Source organism: Agriterribacter sp., from assembly GCF_035497235.1.
GTDB lineage: Bacteria > Bacteroidota > Bacteroidia > Chitinophagales > Chitinophagaceae > Agriterribacter.
In genome coordinates this window covers 83,768-105,768 of sequence record NZ_DATJEB010000022.1, presented here as the reverse complement: position 1 = coordinate 105,768, position 22,001 = coordinate 83,768, and the positions used below count along the sequence as shown (strand labels likewise).

Annotated in this window: 19 protein-coding genes; 12 read left to right on the top strand and 7 right to left on the bottom strand. The window is 41.9% G+C overall.

What is annotated here, in order from left to right:
• Positions 1 to 161 precede the first annotated feature (161 nt).
• From metK to VL121_RS06720, 3 genes are all read right to left on the bottom strand, one after another.
• On the bottom strand, positions 162 to 1,412 hold the full coding sequence (gene metK, locus VL121_RS06730) for a methionine adenosyltransferase (RefSeq protein WP_325403484.1): 1,251 nt from the start codon (positions 1,410 to 1,412) through the stop codon (positions 162 to 164).
• An 83-nt stretch (positions 1,413 to 1,495) separates the two neighbouring features.
• On the bottom strand, positions 1,496 to 2,956 hold the full coding sequence (locus tag VL121_RS06725; RefSeq protein ID WP_325403482.1) for a DUF4270 family protein: 1,461 nt from the start codon (positions 2,954 to 2,956) through the stop codon (positions 1,496 to 1,498).
• 119 nt (positions 2,957 to 3,075) lie between these two features.
• Positions 3,076 to 3,885, bottom strand: a complete 810-nt coding sequence (locus VL121_RS06720; protein WP_325403480.1) for a glycogen/starch synthase — start codon at positions 3,883 to 3,885, stop codon at positions 3,076 to 3,078.
• Positions 3,886 to 3,963: 78 nt separating this feature from the next.
• Between VL121_RS06720 and panC the strand changes: the two genes are divergently transcribed.
• The 7 genes from panC (at position 3,964) to panB (ending at position 10,640) form a co-directional block, all read left to right on the top strand.
• Entirely contained in the window at positions 3,964 to 4,869 is a 906-nt protein-coding gene (gene panC / locus VL121_RS06715; RefSeq protein WP_325403478.1) for a pantoate--beta-alanine ligase, read from the top strand.
• Entirely contained in the window at positions 4,859 to 5,206 is a 348-nt protein-coding gene (gene panD, locus VL121_RS06710) for an aspartate 1-decarboxylase (RefSeq protein ID WP_325403476.1), read from the top strand. The genes panC and panD overlap by 11 nt, the downstream gene beginning before the upstream one ends.
• Positions 5,207 to 5,256: 50 nt before the next feature.
• Positions 5,257 to 6,279 carry a lysylphosphatidylglycerol synthase transmembrane domain-containing protein gene (locus tag VL121_RS06705; protein WP_325403474.1) on the top strand — a complete coding sequence of 341 codons (1,023 nt, stop codon included), beginning with the start codon at positions 5,257 to 5,259 and terminating at the stop codon, positions 6,277 to 6,279.
• Positions 6,254 to 6,745 (top strand): D-glycero-beta-D-manno-heptose 1-phosphate adenylyltransferase, encoded by a 492-nt coding sequence (rfaE2, locus tag VL121_RS06700; protein WP_325403472.1) that lies wholly within the window; start codon positions 6,254 to 6,256, stop codon positions 6,743 to 6,745. Before VL121_RS06705 ends, rfaE2 begins: the two co-directional genes overlap by 26 nt.
• Before the next feature lie 68 nt (positions 6,746 to 6,813).
• Positions 6,814 to 8,904, top strand: a complete 2,091-nt coding sequence (gene ppk1 / locus VL121_RS06695; protein ID WP_325403470.1) for a polyphosphate kinase 1 — start codon at positions 6,814 to 6,816, stop codon at positions 8,902 to 8,904.
• Positions 8,905 to 8,925: 21 nt separating this feature from the next.
• Positions 8,926 to 9,810 carry a Ppx/GppA phosphatase family protein gene (locus VL121_RS06690; protein ID WP_325403468.1) on the top strand — a complete coding sequence of 295 codons (885 nt, stop codon included), beginning with the start codon at positions 8,926 to 8,928 and terminating at the stop codon, positions 9,808 to 9,810.
• Positions 9,811 to 9,824: 14 nt separating this feature from the next.
• Positions 9,825 to 10,640: a 3-methyl-2-oxobutanoate hydroxymethyltransferase gene (gene panB, locus VL121_RS06685; protein ID WP_325403466.1), complete on the top strand. Its 816-nt coding sequence runs from the start codon at positions 9,825 to 9,827 to the stop codon at positions 10,638 to 10,640.
• 82 nt (positions 10,641 to 10,722) lie between these two features.
• Here the strand turns inward: panB and VL121_RS06680 are convergent, their stop codons facing one another.
• Positions 10,723 to 11,214, bottom strand: coding sequence for a hypothetical protein (locus VL121_RS06680; RefSeq protein WP_325403464.1), 492 nt, complete (start codon positions 11,212 to 11,214; stop codon positions 10,723 to 10,725).
• A 344-nt stretch (positions 11,215 to 11,558) separates the two neighbouring features.
• On the opposite strand from VL121_RS06680, the gene amaB reads away from it, so the two are divergent.
• The 4 genes from amaB to VL121_RS06660 all read left to right on the top strand — a co-directional run bounded on the left by amaB (position 11,559) and on the right by VL121_RS06660 (position 18,235).
• On the top strand, positions 11,559 to 13,085 hold the full coding sequence (gene amaB, locus VL121_RS06675; protein ID WP_325403462.1) for an L-piperidine-6-carboxylate dehydrogenase: 1,527 nt from the start codon (positions 11,559 to 11,561) through the stop codon (positions 13,083 to 13,085).
• A 419-nt stretch (positions 13,086 to 13,504) separates the two neighbouring features.
• On the top strand, positions 13,505 to 15,022 hold the full coding sequence (locus tag VL121_RS06670) for an OmpA family protein (protein WP_325403460.1): 1,518 nt from the start codon (positions 13,505 to 13,507) through the stop codon (positions 15,020 to 15,022).
• Positions 15,023 to 15,390: 368 nt separating this feature from the next.
• Entirely contained in the window at positions 15,391 to 16,407 is a 1,017-nt protein-coding gene (locus VL121_RS06665; RefSeq protein WP_325403458.1) for a hypothetical protein, read from the top strand.
• 136 nt (positions 16,408 to 16,543) lie between these two features.
• The gene (locus tag VL121_RS06660; RefSeq protein WP_325403456.1) at positions 16,544 to 18,235 is read left to right on the top strand and encodes a S8 family peptidase; all 1,692 of its coding nucleotides are present in this window, start codon (positions 16,544 to 16,546) and stop codon (positions 18,233 to 18,235) included.
• 97 nt (positions 18,236 to 18,332) lie between these two features.
• On the opposite strand, the gene VL121_RS06655 is transcribed toward VL121_RS06660, so the two are convergent.
• The 3 genes from VL121_RS06655 to VL121_RS06645 form a co-directional block, all read right to left on the bottom strand.
• Positions 18,333 to 18,836, bottom strand: a complete 504-nt coding sequence (locus VL121_RS06655; RefSeq protein WP_325403454.1) for a hypothetical protein — start codon at positions 18,834 to 18,836, stop codon at positions 18,333 to 18,335.
• A 126-nt stretch (positions 18,837 to 18,962) separates the two neighbouring features.
• Positions 18,963 to 19,721 (bottom strand): SDR family NAD(P)-dependent oxidoreductase, encoded by a 759-nt coding sequence (locus VL121_RS06650; RefSeq protein WP_325403452.1) that lies wholly within the window; start codon positions 19,719 to 19,721, stop codon positions 18,963 to 18,965.
• A gap of 49 nt (positions 19,722 to 19,770) precedes the next feature.
• Positions 19,771 to 20,919, bottom strand: a complete 1,149-nt coding sequence (locus VL121_RS06645; RefSeq protein ID WP_325403450.1) for a serine hydrolase domain-containing protein — start codon at positions 20,917 to 20,919, stop codon at positions 19,771 to 19,773.
• 64 nt (positions 20,920 to 20,983) lie between these two features.
• On the opposite strand from VL121_RS06645, the gene VL121_RS06640 reads away from it, so the two are divergent.
• Complete coding sequence (locus VL121_RS06640; protein WP_325403448.1) at positions 20,984 to 21,952, top strand: D-2-hydroxyacid dehydrogenase; 969 nt, start codon at positions 20,984 to 20,986, stop codon at positions 21,950 to 21,952.
• Positions 21,953 to 22,001: the final 49 nt, after the last annotated feature.

The window sequence follows — 22,001 nt, the reverse complement described above, 5'->3', positions numbered from 1 at the left end:
GAATCTGCTGTTGAGCAAGTTACAGCCAGTCTTTAGTCGCGCCGGAATTCATAAAAATCATTGTAAAGAACCATGACTCCGGCGCGACAAATACTGTAATTAAAAATGCTGCAGATCCAAAGATAAAATCGGTGAATCTGCAGCAAAAAAAAATGCATCATTTATAACCCAAATACCTTTTTTACCTCTTTCACTTTGTCTAATTTTTCCCAGGTAAACAATTCTACCTTTACTGTTTTTACCCTGCCATCCGGCGAAGTGAAAGTTTTAGTAACGGTCTCCGGTTTGCGTCCCATATGCCCGTAAGCCGCGGTTTCACTGTAAATCGGGTTGCGCAGCTTTAAACGCTTTTCAATAAAATAGGGGCGCATATCAAATATCTTTTCCACTATTTTACCTATCTCTCCGTCTGTTAAAGCAACTTTAGCAGTACCAAAGGTTTTTACATTAATGCTGGTAGGTTTGGCTACGCCTATAGCGTATGATACCTGTACCAGCACCTCATCTGCCACACCGGCCGCAACCAGGTTCTTGGCAATATGACGGGTAGCATAAGCTGCCGACCGGTCTACCTTTGAAGGGTCTTTACCACTAAACGCGCCACCACCATGCGCTCCTTTTCCGCCATAGGTATCCACAATAATTTTTCGGCCGGTTAAACCGGTATCGCCGTGCGGTCCGCCTATTACAAATTTGCCTGTAGGATTAATGTGATATTTAATATTGCTGCTAAAAAGCCTGGCGTATTTTTTATACTTCTTTTTTACGCGGGGAATAAGAATACCGATAATATCCTTTTTGATTTGCTCCAGCATTTTAGCTTCCGTACCAAAATCATCATGCTGGGTAGAAATAACAATGGCTTCTATACGAACGGGCTTATTATTATCATCGTATTCTAATGTTACCTGGCTTTTAGCATCGGGGCGCAGGTATTTGATCTGTTTGTTTTCTCTTCTCAGGTTGGCCAACTCAATGAGCAATTTGTGCGCCAGGTCAAGTGCCAGGGGCATATAGTCTTCTGTTTCGTTGGTAGCGTAGCCAAACATCATTCCCTGGTCGCCGGCGCCCTGTTCTTCCTTCTTCTTTCTGTCTACGCCCTGGTTAATATCGGCCGATTGCTCATGTATGGCTGATAGCACTCCGCAGGAATGCGCTTCAAACATATATTCACTTTTGGTATAACCGATTTTACGGATCACACTGCGGGCAATTTCCTGCACATCCAGATAGGCTTTGGATTTTACCTCGCCGGCCAGCACTACCTGTCCGGTTGTTACCAGCGTTTCACAGGCTACTTTACTATTGGGATCAAATGCCAGGAAATGGTCAATTAAAGCGTCAGATATCTGATCGGCTACTTTGTCGGGATGTCCTTCGGATACACTTTCAGAAGTAAATAAATACGGCATTTTAAAGGATGTTTAAAATTTTTATATACCCGAAAATATAAAGGTATATATTTTCGGGTGGCGCAAAGATAAGAAGCCGGTAATTAAATTTTTGAATAAATTATACGCAATCGCATGGGTTGGGAAAGGTTACTTCCACCCCCCACAATGGTTCTGCCTTTAGCTATTTTCGGATTAATGCGAAACCCCAGCCGGTTGGGGGTAATAACAGAACCTGCCTCTTTCGGATAGGTATAATAGTCGAGCGTGGTTTGAGGCGCGAATAACCTTAAAGCGTAATTTTTACTTTGTTTGGTGATTTTATTTTGCACATAACGGGTAAGATTAAAGAAGTATTTATCATCCTTTACATATCCTCCAAACGTACGGTAGTCGTAGGCATAACTGCTAAATGAATAATTAAAATCATCTGGTATAGTAAGGTACTTGTTGCCGGCACTGTCAATAAGATCTATAAAAAGTAAATCAGGCGTGGTATATATTTCATTGCCGGGTAAGGAAACGGGTTCAAACGCCAGCTCGGCCCGGTGAATAATACTGTTTTGCAGAGTATCCAGCCCGGGAATATGCAGTATGGCATAGGAGCCGGGGGATGATTGCAGGTATATTTTTTCCGCATCCGGAATAGCGGTAGTATAATCAAGTACAGCATATCCGTGTAATGGTGTACGCTTAATAATATTAGCGGAGTAGGCATAAGCTGTTCCCGTTCGATACAAAGAAAAATCGGCAGACACCGTGTCAATGCCGCCATTCTTTTTTACCCGGAAATAACAGGTTAGCTTAGTATTCTCATTGTATAAGCTATAGTAGGTTAATGCAGCTTTTTGCGGAGAGCCCGCAGCCGTTTTTATAACCAGCCCGTTAAATACTTTTTGAAAAGCCGAATCCCTGTTGGAAGAAACATATACCGTATTGGTATCATAAGCTGCAAACCGCGTTCCCAATGCAGGGTCTAAAGAAATACGCAGTACATTGCTTACCACCTGGGTATCGCTTTTAATAATAATTGTTTTGGGATCGTCTATTGTATGTAAACTTACCGTGGCACTACCCAGCTCATTCAATGTAGTAGTAAAGCCCGGGTGATTAACAAGGTAACCGGTACTGTCTTTAAATGCGGGGTCACTGATCTCAAATACGCTGAATTGCTGCATGGAGTTGCTATCACCGTAAACGCCTGTATAAGCAAGACTCAGTATAACAGAGTCCATACCTACAATGCTGTCTGCATTTACAAAGGGATACCTGCTGTCTGAAGCAGGAGCAATCCCCATATAAATCTCCGATTCGGTTTTCCCAAACTCAGGGTCATCTTCAATAGTACCCAATGCATGGTCGTCTGCATAATTAATAACCGAAGAGTCGTTCATCAAAAAGTTATCCGCATATACGCGCAGGGCGGTTTCAAAAGTATGTACATTATCTACCACAGGTAAAAGATCGGTACCTATATCTGTTGGGGTAATTTTGGTGCAATGCGTATTCAGTACAATAGCCAATGTTCCAAGTCCGATGGAGAACAGCAGAAATTTAAACTTCACCTGATGTATTTTTAGTAGAGGGGATTTTTGATAAGGCATCTAAGCATTAAAAATCAAAGACAACGCACCACAGGCTTATACCCATCGCTTTCGCCTTTATATCTTCACACATATAGCTTTTACGCAAGGTCGTTATACAATTGTAAATAGTCTGTTAAATCTGAATCGGCTTTAAAAGGAAGGATCTTCTTACCTTTTACTTTTGAAAATTCATCAGAGAGCTTCTTTTCTACCTTTGCCGCTCCAAAAGTAATAGCATCGGCATAAGCGGCGCCTCCTCTGAACATAGCCGTATTGTTATTTTCTTTAAACGGCTCCAGGTCTTTATCTTTTATAGAAGCGTGTATGGAGATTTTTTTTACGAAATCGGCACCTATTTTTTCTTTGAAGGTATTTTGCCCGATGGTATATACAACCTTACTGTTGCTGAATACCGGTTCTTTTTTATAGGCGGTTTTCAGGTACAGGGGAATCAGGCCTGTCATCCAGCCACTGCAATGAATGATATCCGGAGGCCAGCCGAATTTTTTTACCGTTTCAAGAGCGCCTTTGCAATAAAAAATGGTACGCAGCCAGTTATCATCATACCAGTTTTCATTTTCATCAGTAAAAACAAATTTTCGTTTAAAAAGGTCTTCATTTTCAAGGAAATAAATCTGTAACCGGGCATTGGGCAGGGATGCCACTTTTATTTGCAGCGGAAAATCTTCATTGTCTACCGACACGTTTATACCGGATAACCGTACCACTTCATGCAACCGGTGCCTTCTTTCATTAATTGTTCCAAAACGGGGCATTATACAACGAACTTCAAATCCAGTATCATTCGACTTTATTGCCAGGTGATTTACTATCTCAGAGAACTCTGTCAGTTCAAGGTAAGGAGACATTTCATTAGCAATAAATAGAATTCGTTTCTTTGTAGACATCTTCCGTTTTTATGTTAAGTTAGTATTAAGGAAATGTGCAAGAGTGCGCAAAGGTAGGTTTTTTTTGCCGAAACTGAGGTGGAAAGGCTTGCAATTACTACTTTTAGTGCCATTATGCTCATTATTAAACAACCTGCAGACCTCAGCGCGTACCTGCAAAAAGAAAGACGATCGGGCAAAAAATGCGGCTTTATACCTACCATGGGCGCCCTGCACCAGGGACATCTTTCCCTTGTGAACAGGGCAAAAGAAGAGAACGAACTGGTGGTGTGCAGCATTTTTGTAAATCCCACGCAATTCAATGATCCGAAAGATTTCGAGCTGTATCCGAAAACCCTGGAAAACGATATTTACCTGTTGGAAAAGGCGGCATGCGATGTGCTTTTTTTACCCGCTACAGTACAAATATATCCTCCCGGCAAAGTACATGATGAATGGTACGACCTGGGTGAGCTGGAATCTGTTCTTGAAGGGAAATACCGGCCCGGCCATTTCCAGGGCGTATGCCAGGTGGTGCAGCGCTTAATACATATTGTTGAGCCTGAGCAGCTTTACATAGGACAGAAAGATTACCAGCAATGCATGGTTATCAAAAAGCTGTTGTCCCTTATACATGTACAAACCAATGTTGTTATTTGCTCCACGCTGCGCGAACCCAACGGGTTAGCCATGAGCAGCCGCAACATGCGGCTTAGCCCTGAGGAGAAGGGAAAGGCTGCAGGAATATTTGAAGCATTATCCTATATCAGTCAAAACATACAACCCGGCACCCTGGAACACATCCTGGCACAGGCCGGAAACATACTTTCCCGGTATGGATTGCGGGCAGACTACGTGGAAATAGCCACAGCCGCAGACCTCCGGCTTATTGATAACTGGAACGGGCAAACTGAAATTGTGGCCCTGATTGCTGCTTACATGGGGAAAGTAAGGTTGATTGATAATATGATATTACCGCTTAATTTTGCAGGCTATGGAAATTGAAATACTGAAATCGAAAGTACACAGGGCGGTTATTACGGAGGCCAATTTAAATTATATTGGAAGCCTTACATTGGATGAAGACCTCATGGATGCCGCGAACCTGATAGAAAATGAAAAAGTGCAGATCGTTAATGTAAATAATGGCGCCCGCATTGAAACCTATTTAATTAAAGGTAAACGAGGGTCGGGCGTTTGCTGCCTCAACGGACCCGCCGCCAGGCAGGGTGCGGTAGGCGATACCGTTATTGTTATAGCTTACGCCACTATGGACTTTGAAGAAGCCAAACGGTTTAAGCCGGGTATAGTATTCCCCAAAGAAGGAAACCTGCTTCCTTAATGGGATGGTAAAGGGGAAGCATCTATTTTTACCCGTTATTTAAGTAGAACATGAGAAAAAAAACAGCCAATGCCCTCCAGTATACTTTGTTTTTAGGTTTGGGTGTTTTTCTGTTGTGGTTAAGCGCCCATCATCTTTCCCCGGAAAACAGGCAGCATTTAATGGCAGCGCTTTATAATGCCAATTACTGGCTGGTGGTACCGGCAATGCTGTTATTAATGATCAGCCACTACAGCAGGGCGTTGCGCTGGAGAATTTTGATACGGCCGCTGGGTTACCGCCCGTCTGTTATCCACACTTTTTTTGCTACTATACTGGGCTATTTCTTTAACCTCCTGGTTCCCCGCCTGGGGGAAGTAATGAAATGCACCATTTTGGCCAAACACGAAAAAATTCCGGCCGATAAGCTGATCGGTACCATGGTAACAGAACGGGTATGCGATTTCTTATGCCTTCTTATTATTATTGTCATTACCATTTTTATCCAGTTTGATATTATTCACCAATATGCATCCGCTCAGTTCCATAGTTTATTGTATGACGCACAGGGGCAGTTTAAGATGTATAAGATGGCTATTATAATAGGATTTTTGGCTGCCATCATTGCATTGCTGTTCTGGCTGGCAAGCATCTTTGCCACCTCAAGATTCATCCAAACCATAAAAAAATTACTGAAAGGCGTATGGGTGGGCATTGCCAGCATTAAGCATATGGAGAACAAAGGGCTTTTTTTGTTCCACACTTTTTTTATATGGACAATGTACCTGCTAAGCATACGCATAGGATTGTATACAATGGAAGCTGTAAGCCACCTGGGATTTAAAGCATGTTTTGCTATATTAAGCTTTGGAAGCATTGCCATGCTTGCCACGCAGGGCGGTATAGGCGCTTACCAGTATACTATCCAAAAATTATTGCCACTATACGGGGTAGCCGAAGGGCCGGCGCTTGGATTTGGCTGGATATTGTGGATCGCCCAAACAGGAATCATTATTTTTGCAGGAATAGTTTGTTTACTTTTATTACCCATCATAAACCGGGGCAAATATGAAATACCCAGCGTTGATCAATAATAAAATCCTGTCATTTGACGGTATGCGGCACCAGGTAAAGCGCTGGCGGCTTTTAGATAAAAACATTGCTTTTACCAATGGCTGTTTCGATATTTTGCATGAAGGACATCTTGAAATATTATCCCAATCCGCGGCTTTGGGCGATATACTGGTTGTGGGCGTTAATACCGACAGTTCCGTAAAAAGGCTAAAAGGAGAAAACCGGCCGGTAAATAAGGAATTGTTCAGGGCAAAAATGCTTGCCGCATTAACCATTGTAGATGCTGTGGTATTATTTGATGAACCCACTCCGCTTGAACTTATCCGCATGATAGCCCCCGATACGCTTATTAAAGGAGGCGACTACGCTATTGACCAGGTAGTGGGAGCGGAAGATGTAATTAAAAACGGGGGAGAAGTAAAAATAGTGCCGCTTGTAAAAGGCTATTCCACTACTGCACTTATACAAAAGATTCAGGAACTGTAAAAAAATACCAACACTTAATAGCTGCCTCCTGCTCCGTTTACTTATTTTTACCAGATAAGTTAGGCGCTATGATAAAAGTGAAAGGCAAAACTATTGCACGCGATATCAGTTGGCTGGCATTTAATGCAAGGGTATTACAGGAAGCCGCCGATCCCGCCGTTCCCATTAAAGAACGCATAAAATTTTTAGGTATATTTTCAAATAACCTGGATGAGTTTTTCAGGATAAGGGTAGCCGCGTTAAAAAGAATGCTGGAACTGGGAAAAAAGGCCGGCATGCATCTTGAGCAGGATCCGCAGAAAATATTAAACCAGATACATCTTATTGTACTGGAACAAAGAAGTGAATTTGACAGGATATGGAAAACCATTTTCAATGAGCTCAAAAAACAGCATGTTTTCTTAGTTACTGAAAAACAGTTGAACAGGGAACAACAAAAGTTCGTTCGTACTTTTTATGATGAAGAAGTGGCATCCTCCATCATTCCGCTGATGATTGAAAACATCGAAAGTTTTCCGTCTCTGCGTGAAAAAGGCATCTTTCTCGCGGTAGTCTTGTCAAAGAAAAATTCCGCCTACAAAAAAAAATACGCCTTAATAGAAGTGCCAACAAAGGTCATTCCCCGTTTTGTTCGCCTCCCGTCCAACCCGGGAACGCATTACCTCATCCTGCTTGAAGATGTAATCCGGTTTTCTATTCCCCATATTTTTTCTTTCCTGGAGTATGATCAGTACTCGGCTCATATTATAAAAGTAACCCGCGATGCGGAATTTGACCTGGATACCGACATGAGCATTTCCTATACCCAAAAAATAAGAAAAGGTTTAAAAACGCGTAAAAAGGGAAAACCTGTTCGTTTTTTATATGATAAGGATATTGACGCAGGATTGCTTGAGTACCTTATCCGCAGGTTAAATCTTAAAAATAAAGATGCAATCATCCCCGGCGGAAGGATACATAATTTCAGGCATTTCATGGATTTCCCGGAATCTGTTTTTGCACAAAAGAGCCCTGGCAAAAAAGCGATCATCCACCCCGCATTTAAAAATGTAAACCGGGTTACAGACGTTGTGCTGAAACAGGATATAATGCTGCACTTTCCTTATCATTCATTTAACGCGGTAATTGACCTGTTAAGAGAAGCGGCGATGGATCCCCATGTGCTTGAAATAAAAATTACCGCTTACCGGCTGGCTCCTAACTCCAAAATTATTAATGCGCTGATCAATGCCCGGAGAAATGGTAAAAAAGTAACCGTGATGCTTGAACTGCGTGCCCGCTTTGACGAGGAAGCCAATTTGGAATGGAAGGAACGTTTGGAAGATGAAGGCGTGCTGGTATTGCTGGGCGTACCCAATATGAAAATACATGCCAAACTGTGCGTGATCAAAAGAAAACAGGAAAATAAAATTATTCAATATGGTTTCGTTAGCACCGGCAACCTCAACGAAAAAACGGCTACTTTGTATGGCGATCATTGCCTGCTTACTTCCAACCGCAATATTATGGCTGATACTAACCGTATTTTCAGTTACCTGCTACAGCCTAAAACCGGGGCGCATTTTATTAAAGCCTGCAAAACATTGCTGGTAAGCCCTTTATTTATGCGAAAGCAGCTTACGGTACTTATTAATCATGAAATTAAAAGCGCAAAAAATGGCAAACCGGCCGGCATACTGCTAAAACTAAATTCGCTTTCAGATGAAGCCCTGATCAATAAACTGTATGAAGCGGCCTTTGCCGGTGTGGAAGTGCGCATGATCATAAGAGGGATCTGCTGTATGTTTACCCAAAATAAAAAATTCAAAACCCCGGTACAGGCTATAAGTATTGTAGATGAGTACCTGGAACATGCAAGGGTAATAATATTCCATAACGATGGTAAGGAAAAAGTGATGATCTCATCGGCCGACCTGATGGTAAGAAATCTCGATCACCGGGTGGAAGCCGCAGTATATATTAAAGACCCTGCTATTTGCAAAGAACTGAAAGATATACTGCTCATACAGTTGCAGGATAATGTAAAAGCCCGCTGGTTAGATAATGAATTAAGTAACGCCTATGTGCGAACCAAAGGGAAAAAAATAAGATCCCAGAAAGAAACATATCATTATCTTTTTCAGAAAGCCTCTCAATTATTTAATAATATTGAGGTTTAAATCATTTAATACCATTGTATATTGAGATTAGCAGCTATTGATATTGGAAGTAATGCTGCCCGGCTGCTGATCAGCGAAGTAAAGATCAGCGCTGAAGGCGAGCCGGTTTTTAATAAGCTTAACCTTATAAGGGTTCCGCTAAGGCTGGGCTTTGATGTTTTTGAAAACAGTGAAATATCTGAAGAAAAAACGGCCATGGTTATGCAAACCATGAAAGCCTATAAGCATTTAATGAATGCTTATGGCATTACCTATATAAAGGCCTGCGCCACATCGGCCATGCGCGATGCCCGGAATGCGCCGGATATTATCAGGAAAATAAAGATGGAAACGGGCATTACTATTGAGGTGATCAGCGGCGATGCCGAGGCCAGCTATATTTATGAGAACCACATCGCCGAAAAAATGTCGAAAGATGATGCTTATCTTTATATTGATGTAGGCGGGGGAAGCACAGAACTTACTTTTTTCAGCAATGAAAAGCTGGTATTTAAGGAATCATTCAATATTGGTACTATTCGCTTACTGAAAAATATGGTAACGGAATTGCACTGGAACAATATGAAAGATTTCGTAAAAGCCAAAATCAGGAATTACCGCTCTGTTATTGCTATTGGCTCAGGCGGAAATATTAATAAGGTATTCTCCTTATCCAAAAAAAAGGAGGGCAAGCCCTTACCCTTTGAACTACTAAAGGATTATTATAAAGAATTAAGTGGTTTTACGCTGGAAGACCGGATGCGTGTGTATAAGTTAAGAGAAGACAGGGCAGATGTAATTGTTCCCGCCTTATTAATATATATAAATATTATGCGATGGACAGACGCGAAAGAGATTTATGTACCCAGGATCGGGCTGGCAGACGGACTGATTCAACACTTATATAAGGAAGTAATAACGTTTTAACAGGCTATATATTTATGAGTATCAACAAGGATATTAAGAGAATTACTACCCATACATTGCAGAAAATGAAAAGCAACGGCGAAAAAATAGCCATGCTTACGGCTTACGATTATTCCTTTGCCAAAACGTTTGATGCCGCAGGTATAGATATTTTACTGGTGGGCGACTCTGCCAGCAATGTAATGGCAGGACACGAAACTACGCTTCCGGTAACCCTGGATCAAATGATCTATCATGCTTCTTCGGTTGTAAGAGGTGCTAAGCGTTGCCTGGTTGTGGTAGACTTGCCGTTTGGCGCTTACCAGGGCAATTCAAAGGAAGCCCTGAACTCTACTATCCGTATTATGAAGGAAACCGGAGCCCATGCGGTAAAATTAGAAGGCGGGGAAGAAGTGATAGAATCTGTTAAAAGGATCATATCCGCAGGCGTTCCGGTTATGGGCCACTTAGGGTTAACGCCACAGTCTATTTATAAGTTTGGCACGTATACCGTAAGGGCTAAAGAGGAGGCGGAAGCCGAAAAGCTCCAGCGGGACGCCAGGCTTCTGGAAGAAACCGGGTGCTTTTCCATAGTGCTGGAAAAAATTCCGGCTTTGCTTGCCGGGCAGGTAAGCGAAAGTCTCCATATTCCTACCATTGGTATAGGAGCGGGCAATAACTGCGATGGTCAGGTACTTGTAATGCATGATATGTTGGGTATTACAACTGAATTTAAGCCTCGTTTTTTACGGCAATATCTTAATCTGAATGATACCATAACCCATGCCGTTCAACAATATATTAATGACGTCAGGGGTGGGGAATTTCCAAATGAAAATGAACAATACTAAAAATCCATACTGGTAATAAATATTTAGATAAACTTCATATAATTTTATAAATCAATAATATACGAATTAAATAGAAGGCTATTTACTTAGCATCGGCATCTAAAATATCATAAAGTTTCAATTCCGGCGTGGCCTCCTTAAGCTTCATATATAAGCTCAGGCAGTTGGTTGTCACCGCTATTCTGGTATTTGTTTTTACCGCGTCAAAATGAACCAGCTTCATTTGCTTTCTTTCCCTGTTTATTATCCGTTCAGCCATTTTGTACTCATTTCCAATGTTACCCTTATTCGTTTTTTCGGCAAAGACCGCTACATTGGAAATTTGCATATTATTATTGCGCAATTCCATGATTTCGCATACGCAAACGGTACCTGCAGCTTTATTTCTTAAGTTCTTCAGGAACGCTTCTACCTTTGCGGTATTGCCGTTAAATACCTGAACAGACGCTTTTATAAAAACGCTGAGGTTGAATTGCCCGGGCCGAACGGTTCCGTCATTTGCTTTAGCCGGCAATGTGGCTACTGCCATCATAATGCACAGACAGTAAAACCGGGTACAAAATAATTTTGCCATTTTGTTTGATTTAATCAAGTTAACAATACACGGTTTCACACAAGTTGGAACCCGATTAAAATCGAATGGCTTTTCAAGTGATAGGGGAGTAGAAGGGCGTTCAGAAAATAAAAAAACCTGTACTTTACAGGTCTCTCATTGCGGATACTAATAAAACATAACAGTATGCAAAGAAGCTAAATTATTTCGGAACCTCATAACAATACGGCGATAAATCAATAACTATACCCGATTAAATAGCATATATCAAAGCAAAGTTAAAATACATTTTGCCGCACACCTGCGGGGATTAGTGAACGCAAAGTGTTGCACCCAAACTGTATATTGCAGTAAAATAAAATGCCATGAGTAATTTTATTGAAAAGCTACGGATCAGGTCCGTAAACCAGGGCGTGTCTACAGGTCAATATCATATTGGTTCTTCAGGCGCCATTCACCCTTCCTATTCACCGGTTGACGGAGCACTGATTGCCAGCGTATATATGTCGGATGATGACGGGTTCGAAACCGTAGTAAGAAAAGCTGGCGAAGCATTTTTGGAATGGAGAAATTGGCCCGCCCCTAAAAGAGGAGAAGTGGTAAGACAAATAGGCAATAAGCTGCGGGAATATAAAGCGCCGCTTGGCAAGCTGGTTTCTTACGAAACCGGCAAGAGCCTGCAGGAGGGCATGGGTGAGGTGCAGGAAATGATAGACATCTGCGACTTCGCAACAGGACTTTCCCGCCAGTTATACGGGTTAACCATGCAAAGCGAGCGCCCGGGCCACCGGATGTACGAGCAGTGGCATCCTATAGGTATTACAGGTATTATATCGGCATTTAATTTTCCGGTGGCGGTATGGAGCTGGAACGCTATGCTTTCCCTCGTATGTGGTAATACCTGCATTTGGAAGCCTTCTGAAAAAACACCTTTATGCGCAATTGCCTGCCAGAATTTAATTTCAGATGTACTTAGACAAAATAATGTGCCTGAAGGAGTTATCTGTTTACTGATAGGAGATAAATATATTGGAGGAAAGATGGCTGCCGATACCAGGATTCCTCTTATTTCGGCAACAGGCTCTACCCGTATGGGCAAGGCCGTAGCCACTGCAGTAGCCTCCCGGCTGGGAAAAAGCTTGCTGGAACTGGGTGGCAATAATGCTATTATTATATCAAAAGATACAGATATGGATATAGCGGTAATAGCAAGTGTGTTTGGCGCCGTGGGTACGGCGGGGCAACGTTGTACCAGTACCAGGCGGCTTATTGTTCATGAAGCTGTTTACGAAACTTTTAAAAAGAAGCTGGTTAGCGCATACCGTCAATTAAAAATAGGCGATCCATTGAATGAAGAAAACCATGTTGGACCGCTTATTGATACCGATGCCGTAAAGAACTATATAAATGCCATAAAAACCTGCAAACAACAGGGCGGTAATTTTATAGTGGAAGGCGCGGTATTAGAAGGCGTGGCATATAGCAGTGGTTGCTACGTGCAACCTTGTATAGCCGAGGTTTTACCGCATTACGCTATTGTTCACCAGGAAACCTTTGCCCCTATTCTTTATATTATGAAATATAAAACAATGGAAGAAGCCATCACTATACAAAACAGTGTTCCCCAGGGGTTATCCTCCGCTGTTATGACCCTTAATTTAAGAGAAGCCGAATTGTTTTTATCTGCCGCAGGCAGCGATTGCGGTATTGCCAATGTAAATATAGGAACCAGCGGTGCTGAAATTGGCGGCGCTTTTGGAGGTGAAAAAGAAACAGGAGGAGGCAGGGAAAGCGGCAGCGATGCATGGAAAAATTATATGCGCAGGCAAACCAATACCATTAACTGGTCAGCCAGGCTCCCTTTGGCACAGGGAATCGTATTTAATATTTAAGCCTTTTGTTAAAGATATTCTAAATGAGCTACTTATCCACATGTTTCCCGTGAAACGTGCATATCTTTTTTTTGAAAACACTGCTTTCTTTTGTATTGATAACAACAACCTGCAATTAGATCTTTCTTCGGTTCGTTATCCATTAATATGCCACGAATGCACGAATATTTAATGCATTTTATTTGTGCATTCGTGGCTGGTCTAAGTTGTATTTTTAAATCAGCCGCTTGAGGGCCGCTGGAATTCGTGGCATATAATCCCAATATCGGGTAGTTATTGACAATTTGTAATGCACCCGTAATGCCAGCCTGCATCATCTTTCCGAAAAATGGAACCGACTGAATCCCAATAATATTATAGCATTTTACACGTTATAATCTCCATACATCCAATTCATCCTTTGAAAATAACCTGTTAGTATGAAAAAAACATATTTACTGTTAGCCCTCAACCTTGTGCTTTTTAATGTAATGTACGCCCAGATAAAATGGGGTATAGGTGCAGGCCCGCATAATACTACGGTTATTGAAAAAAACAGGGTGCAGGGCTGGGATCAGCAATACAAAGGAAATTTTACTCCGCTCGGTGGCTTTCATGCAGGAATATTTTCAGAAATCAATATCAGTAAAAACACAAACTGGGCGCTTCAGCCTGCTTTACTTTATACCAATAAAGGACGGAAATTTTCAAAATCTTACGATTCCACAAAATCCTTTATCAACGATACTTCCGCTATTAATGCTTCCTGGAAGATCAATTACCTTGAACTGCCGGTAAACCTTATATATCGTATACCACTTACCGAAAAAGTGAGATTTATACTCGGTGGCGGCCCCTATGTTTCTTTACAGCTCAACAGCAAAACCACGTATGAAATTCTGAATGCTTCCGGTGAACGCGAAGCCTTTAATGATAAAATGGCTACAGGTGATGCGGTTAATACATACCAAAAGCTGCATTGGGGAATAAACGCGCTTGCCGGACTCGATTTTAATGACCGTCTTTTGTTTACGGCCAATTACAGCAGAAGTATGTCTGATTTTTATACCGCAGGTTACGGGGGTTCATTTAAACATCAGCTATGGGGTGGCACAGTTGTAATATGGCTTACCGCTTCCAAAACAACTAAAATCAAAGCAAGCCAGAAAGATAGCGATGGAGATGGCGTTCCGGATAAATCAGATAAATGCCCGGCCGAAATGGGTACGGCAGCAACAAGCGGCTGTCCGGATACAGATGGTGACGGCATACCAGATAATGAAGATAAATGCCCAGGTGTAGCCGGTATCAGCGGTTTGCTGGGTTGCCCGGCTCCTGACAGGGATAAAGATGGGGTGGCAGATGATAAGGATAAATGTCCTGATGTGGCAGGTACTGCCAAATACAATGGTTGCCCGGTGCCGGACAGCGATGGAGACGGCATTGCAGACGACAAGGATAACTGTTTGGATATTGCAGGTACTGCAAAATATAACGGTTGTCCCGCGCCTGATACCGATGGAGACGGTATTGATGATGACAACGATAAATGTCCGCTGAAAGCAGGAGCCAAAGCGAACAACGGATGCCCGGATATTGCAAAAGATATGATTGATGATATCAATAAAGCGGCACGTAGTATTTTGTTTGATGTAAGCAGTGATAATATCAAAGCGTCTTCATACAGCGCGCTGGACAAGCTGGCGGAAATTCTGCAAAGTGACGCTGAAATGAAATTAGATATTGAAGGACATACAGATAATACCGGGTCTGTTCGGCTTAACCAGGTGCTTTCCGGACGCAGGGCGCTTGCCATTAAAAATTACTTAGTTAAAAAAGGCATTGCCACCGAACGTTTAACCGCATTGGGTTTTGGCTCTGAACATCCTATAGCCAGTAACAGTACCGAAGAAGGCAGGTCTAAGAACAGGCGCGTAGCATTTAAAGTTAAATACTAATACTAACTAACGGTAACGGATAAATGTAAATAACCGGCAGGCATCTTTTCAAACAGGAAAGATGCCTGCTTTTTTAAAGTGTATGCTATTTAACATGGGTCAATATCTGCTTCCGGCAATTGCATTTGCCAGTTACATGTAATAGTTTTGTCTTATCCAGTCACTCCTGTGATTTCTACCAGGCTTTGTGCTATAATAATATAATGTATTAGCCGGGCCATTTTAAAAGCGATTCGTGTTATAGTTACTTTCGATGAGCCGTGCAATATCTCCGATGAATAACTAAGTGTTTTTACAATTCAACTAAGTGTTTTTTCGTTATATACCTGAAATCCTATCCGCCCTTTATAAACTAAAAAATGAATTTTATGAGAAAGATAGATGTTGTACTTCTGTCTGCGCTGATTCTCTACGACTACAGTGCTCAATCCCTGGTAGATAGTGATATAATTAACCTGGGAAGCTCCTTTATAATGGAAAACGATAGTTTCCGGGACACTAAATTAGCAGATCGTTCTTTTTTGCCTGATCATTATGACGGCGCTTTTGGTGAAACCGATGCGGAACAGGTAAACCAGTTTGATGTACCGCCAACTCCGGTAACCAATATTCCATACCACGTTTTAGCAAAAATTAATCCGGCAACTGCAGCTATGCAGCCGGAAAATGATAACAGTAGTATGGTTATTCATATCAGTACGCCTGATCCTTTTATGGAAGAAGCTCAAATGTTTTCTGAAAGTATGGAATTAGCCGCTGAAGAAACAACAACGGCTTTATCTGCAGCAACCGTGTCCGCTTCATTCAATTCATTAAGCAGCCTGGAAAACATTGAGGTAAAGGATGAGGTTAACGGAGGTAATATACAGTTTGCCGATACAGACGCTGATGGTATGTTTAATTTTGAAGATAAATGCCCTGCTGTTGCCGGTGTGGCAAGATTTGAAGGTTGTCCTGTTCCGGACAGTGATTCGGATGGCATAAATGATGAAGATGATCGTTGTCCTTTTGAGGCAGGCAGCGTTGCAGCAAGCGGGTGTTCGGCAGAAGATGGTATTCACCCTATTTATACTACAAATGATGTAAGCAGTGATCAGCCGGATGCATCAACTTTTTTAACGGCAGTAACATTTGAAAAGAATAGTGATGTTTTATCAAACAGTGATTTTAACGTTGTGCTGCAGTTGGCAGATAAAATACTCAGTAACGCCGGTGCAAAAGTTGATATATTCAAATCGGCTGATATTAATTCCGCCGCACAGGCAAATACGGTTGTGCGTTATTTAAATGATCTGGGCGTTAAAAATGTACAAATAAATATTTCAGCAAAAAACACCGGGGCCAATGCATTCACCGGTGGAGTGGAGGTTCAAATAAGATATTAAATCGTTAAGATTCATGTAAAATGTCAGGGAAAAACAACCCTGACATTTTTTTTTGCGTCTCTATTCTTTTAAATTATGTTAACCCGTAGCGATAATTAATAATTTTTATCCAAATTTGCCAATCAAATAATAATGCATGAAGAAAACTTTCTTACTCGCACTCATTGGAGTGACGTTGTATCATATTGGTTTTACCCAAACCGCTGTAAAAGATGTTCCTAAGGGATGGCATATGCTTGACCAGCAAAAGGACGGTTATTATGGAATAGATGTTGAAAAAGCCTACAATGAGCTTTTAAAAGGGAGAAAGAGTGTTCCTGTTATAGTAGCTGTAATTGATTCAGGAATAGATACTACACATGAAGATCTTAAACCTGTTTTATGGCATAACCCAGGTGAAATCCCCGGCAATGGTATTGATGACGATAATAACGGATATATTGATGATATATATGGCTGGAATTTTTTGGGCGGTAAAGACGGAAAGAATGTAAATAAAGACTCCTACGAGGCCGCAAGAGTATATTACAAATTAAAAAAGAAATTTGGCGATGCTGTACCAGACGAGGCAACTGCAACCCCGGAGGAACTTGATGAAATCAGGATGTATAAAAAAGTAAAGGACCTTATAGAGGGCGATGCTAAGGAAGCCTCCCTGAATGTAATGTTCCTAAAGAACATCGTAGAAAAAATGCCCTGGGCCGACAGCATTTTGCAAAGCAGTTTAAAAATGAGTGAATATAGCGGTGATGATTTGCAAAAGTTTAAACCTGCTTCTGCCGATGAAAGTAAAGCCAAAAGTACAATAATGGCTTTATTCCTGGGCTTCCAGGCCAATGAAATGACGAATAAAAGACTGCTTGAAATGACGGGAGAATTTTATAACGGGGAAAAATCAAAAGCAGAAGCTGTTGTAAAAGAGCCTAAAGATTATCGCGGGGAAATTGTTAAGGATGATTATGATGATATTAATGACCGCAATTATGGTAATAATGATGTGATGGCAGGTACACCTATGCACGGAACGCATGTATCCGGTATTATTGCCGCGGCACGTAATAATAACATTGGCATGAATGGTATTGCCGACAATGCACGTATTATGACGGTGAGAGCGGTACCGGATGGTGATGAACACGATAAAGACATAGCTAATGCGATCCGCTATGCGGTGGATAATGGCGCTAAAGTAATTAATATGAGCTTTGGAAAAAGCATATCTCCCCAGAAAAACTGGGTTGATGATGCGGTGAAGTATGCCGGATCCAAAGGCGTATTGCTGGTACACGCGGCCGGCAATGATGCAAAAGATATTGATGTTAATGATAATTTCCCCAACCCCATCTTCAAAAATGACACAAGTACGCGGGCCGGCAACTGGATTACCGTAGGCGCAAGCGGTGATCCTGCGGCTGGTGGTATTATCGGCTCTTTCTCGAACTATGGCAAAAAAGAAGTGGATGTTTTTGCACCGGGTGTAAAAATATATTCCACTTTGCCCGGAGGCAATCAGTATGGCAACTTACAGGGAACCAGTATGGCAAGTCCTGTGGTAGCAGGAGTAGCGGCTTTATTGATGTCGTATTATCCCAGCCTTACTGTACAGCAAATTAAGGCTGTAATTGAAAAATCTGCTGTTTCGCCGGGAATAAAAGCCCAAAAGCCGGGAACAGATGAAGAGGTAAATATGACGGAACTTAGCCGCGCCGGCGGAATTGTAAATGTGTATGAAGCCGTAAAATTGGCCGATTCCATTTCAGGAGAAAAGAAAGTGTTGCCTCAGCAGCAATTGCCGAAATCAAAAATGAAAAAGGGTAAAAAAGGATAGGAAGAAATACAAAGTATACCGCTTGTTACCCCAGATTGTTTAATTTTTTGCCGCAGATTCGCAGATTTTATCTGCGAATCTGCGGCATCTTTTATTGTTATTTTGCTTTTCTGCCTTGCGTTTCCGTTTCTCTGAACAGCATTACATAACCGCACAGGTCTTTCTTTTGTTTAGCGTTTACCTGAAGCGGTTTTATCATATGGTATTCCGACATTTTAGGTACGTAGGAATAACTGATGATATTTCCATCCGCATCGCCCCATTTCTTCTTCTGGTATACCACTTGTTTTTCATTATAATCATACATCCTTACTTCATACAGGTTGGATTTTACATCTCCTATAAACACAAACTGGTACCTTGTTCCTTCATTCATGGGTACTATAATCGGAATCTCATACTCACTCTCCATAGTAATAGACGCTTCACGCAATACCGAAAAGCCGCCATTGGCAAGTAAATGTTTAACGCTGTCGGCCTGTTGTTGAATAGATTGATTGTCACAGGGGCTAACACGGATAATGTTATCTGACTGGGCAAAGGATGAAAAGCTGAATAATAATGGCAGGGCGCATATTGCGGCAAGGAATGGCTTTTTCATTTTTTAACGTTTTACAGGGTTTCGGATTGATTTCCGGATACACGAACCGGTAATAATCAAAGGAATTGAAGAAGAAATCATCTTCAGTTCGCCCGGCTTTTAATGAACGCAAATATGCTGCCTAAATTATTTTTTGTGAAAATAAACAGCGTCTGCCTGCTGAACGGGGCATATCACCAGGTCGTTAATACAAACATGTTCCGGCACAGTAGTACAATAGTAAATTACATCCGCTACGTCTTTAGCGGTCAATGGTTTAAAGTCATTATATACCGCATGGGCCTGGTCTGCATCTCCGTTAAACCGTACCAGTGAAAACTCCGTTTCAGCAGCCCCCGGGTGAATGGCGGTTACTTTAATATTATGCCTCAGCAAGTCTATACGCATGCTTTTACTTATGGCATCTACGGCAAACTTACTGGCGCAGTATACATTGCCCCTTTCATATACTTCTTTTGCCGCCACAGAACCCAGGTTAATAATATGTCCTTTGTTTTGCGCTAACATTAATGGTAAAACGGCCTTCGAAACATACAGCAAACCTTTCACATTGGTATCCAGCATCGTGTCCCATTCATCTATATCTGCTTCATCAAAAAAGTCGCGGCCAAGCGCAAGTCCTGCATTATTAATAAGGATACTTATATTCCGCCAGTCATCCGGAAGGGTATGTACAGCTTTAAAAACTTCCTGTCGTTTACGCACGTCAAACGGAAGCGGGAGTACCCTGACAGCAAATTTTTGTTCCATATCTTTTTTCAGATGCTTCAACCTGTCTTCTCTTCGCCCGTTAATGATAATATCATAACCGGCTTCCGCAAACTGTACAGCACAGGCCGCCCCAAACCCGGAAGTGGCGCCTGTAATAAAAACAATTTTATTCATTTGTAATAATAAATAGATGAAACCCAAAGGTAAAGTGAAATCCGGCTGGTTACTGCCTGCTTTCATCTAATCGTTCTGCCCATGCTATTAATGTATTTACTTCTATAGGAACATTATTTATTTTTTCGTCTCTTTTTTCACCCAGGCGAACAATAACCATATGGCGTGATGGTATGCAAATAATATACTGGCCTAATATTCCACGGGCGTAAAATATATCCTGCCGGCCGGGTATAATCCACCACTGGTACCCATAATAATTACAGGGAGTATTATACTCATCCATTATTTTACAGGGCGTAACAGATTGGCTAAAATAAACGCTGTCAATAACAGGCACCCCATTTATCTTCCCGCTGTCGAGCATAAGCTGGCCCAGCCGCGCAAAATCACGGGCATTGCTGTTAAAACAGCAATAGGCTTTTTCATCGCCGTCCGGCTTATCAATACTCCATAGCGCGCTATGTGCCGCACCCAACGGTTGCCATAACTTTTCAGCGGCATAGGCGCTCAGGGATTTTCCTGTTGCTTTTTCAACAACCAGTCCCAGCAGTTGTGTATCACCGCTTTTGTACGCATGATAGGTACCCGGAGCTTTAATAATATTTACACGGGTTGCAGTTGTATAAAGATCAGTGCCATAATACAGTTCAGTAGTTTCTGAAAGGGGGTTGGCATAACTTTCATTCCAGTTGCTGCCGCTGCTCATCGTTAGCAGATCCACAATTTTCACTTTTGCCTTTTCGCCTTCATTAAACGCCGGAAGGTATTTGCCCACGGGGTCGCTTACCGAGCCAATCTTACCTTCATGTATAGCCGCGCCTGTGAGCAGGCTGGTAATGCTTTTAGCAACAGAAAATGAATTAGACAACGAACTGTCGCTGTAACTATTCCAGTATTTTTCAACAACAATTTCCCTGTTTTGCACCACCACTAAACCAACAGATTGCAGCTTTGTAAGGTATTGCTCCAATGTGTCCGGTATTATTATTTTACCATAATCTGCCGAAAGGCGCCAGGGAACAGGTTGTGCTGCCGGCACCGAACGATTATTAAAAATGGTATAATCATCAATGCCTGCAAAATTATAAACAATGGCTTTGTATAAATAGGTTTTGCCGGTTAGAACGGGTAATACCAGTATAACAAGCAGTGCAATCAGGATAAATTTTGCGGAGCGGTTTTTATTTTTTTTCATTGTGCCGGGAGGTTAGGGTATTACTGCTTAATTTCGGGCATCTAAGATACAATAAATTATACGCATGAATATTGTTATACTTGATGGTTATTCCATTAATCCCGGCGATTTGAACTGGTCTTCCATAGAAGCATTCGGCAACTTAACGGTTTACGACAGATCGGCTCCGGATGAGGTGCTGAAGCGTTCCGCAGGGGCGGAAATTGTACTTGTCAATAAATCAAAAATTTCCGGTGATGTAATTAATGCATTACCTCAACTGCAATATATAGGAGAGCTGGCAACGGGTTTTGACAATGTAGATATTCAAACTGCGGCTAAACGAAACGTGCCGGTATGCAATGTACCGGGGTATAGCACTGCATCGGTTGCCCAGCTTACATGGGCGCTCATACTGGAACTCACGTACAACGTTAACCGCCGCTCAAACGAAGTGCATAACGGCGCGTGGACGAGGAGTAAGGATTTTTGTTTTGGGCACGAAGGGCTTTTTGAATTGCAGGGAAAAACTCTTGCACTCATTGGCTTAGGGCAAATAGGTTCTGCGGTAGCCAAAACAGGAATAGCTTTTGGTATGAAGATCATTGCCGCGGTTCGCAACCCGGCTAAATATAATATGCCGGATATAAGCTTTAAAAGCGTAAACGAATGCTTTGAACAGGCAGATTTCGTCAGCCTTCATTGTCCGCTTACCGATACGAACAGGCAAATGGTAAATAAAGAGCTCATAAAACAAATGAAACCTTCCGCTTATATAATTAATACAGCGCGCGGAGCGCTGATCAATGAGCAGGATTTAGCCAGCGCGTTAATAGATAAGCAAATTGCAGGAGCGGCTGTTGATGTATTATCGGCAGAGCCGCCCCCGGCAGATCACCCCTTGTTTAAGGTTCCCAACTGTATTATTACACCGCATATTGCATGGGCCACCAGGCAGGCAAGGGAGCGGCTTTTATATGAGTCCGCAGAAAATATAAAAGCATTCCTCAACGGGGGATTAAGGAATGTGGTTAACGGAGTTAAGAAGGTATAGCTTTTCTTGTTTACTATTTGCCCGAAACACTAACGGTTGGTATTAAGCC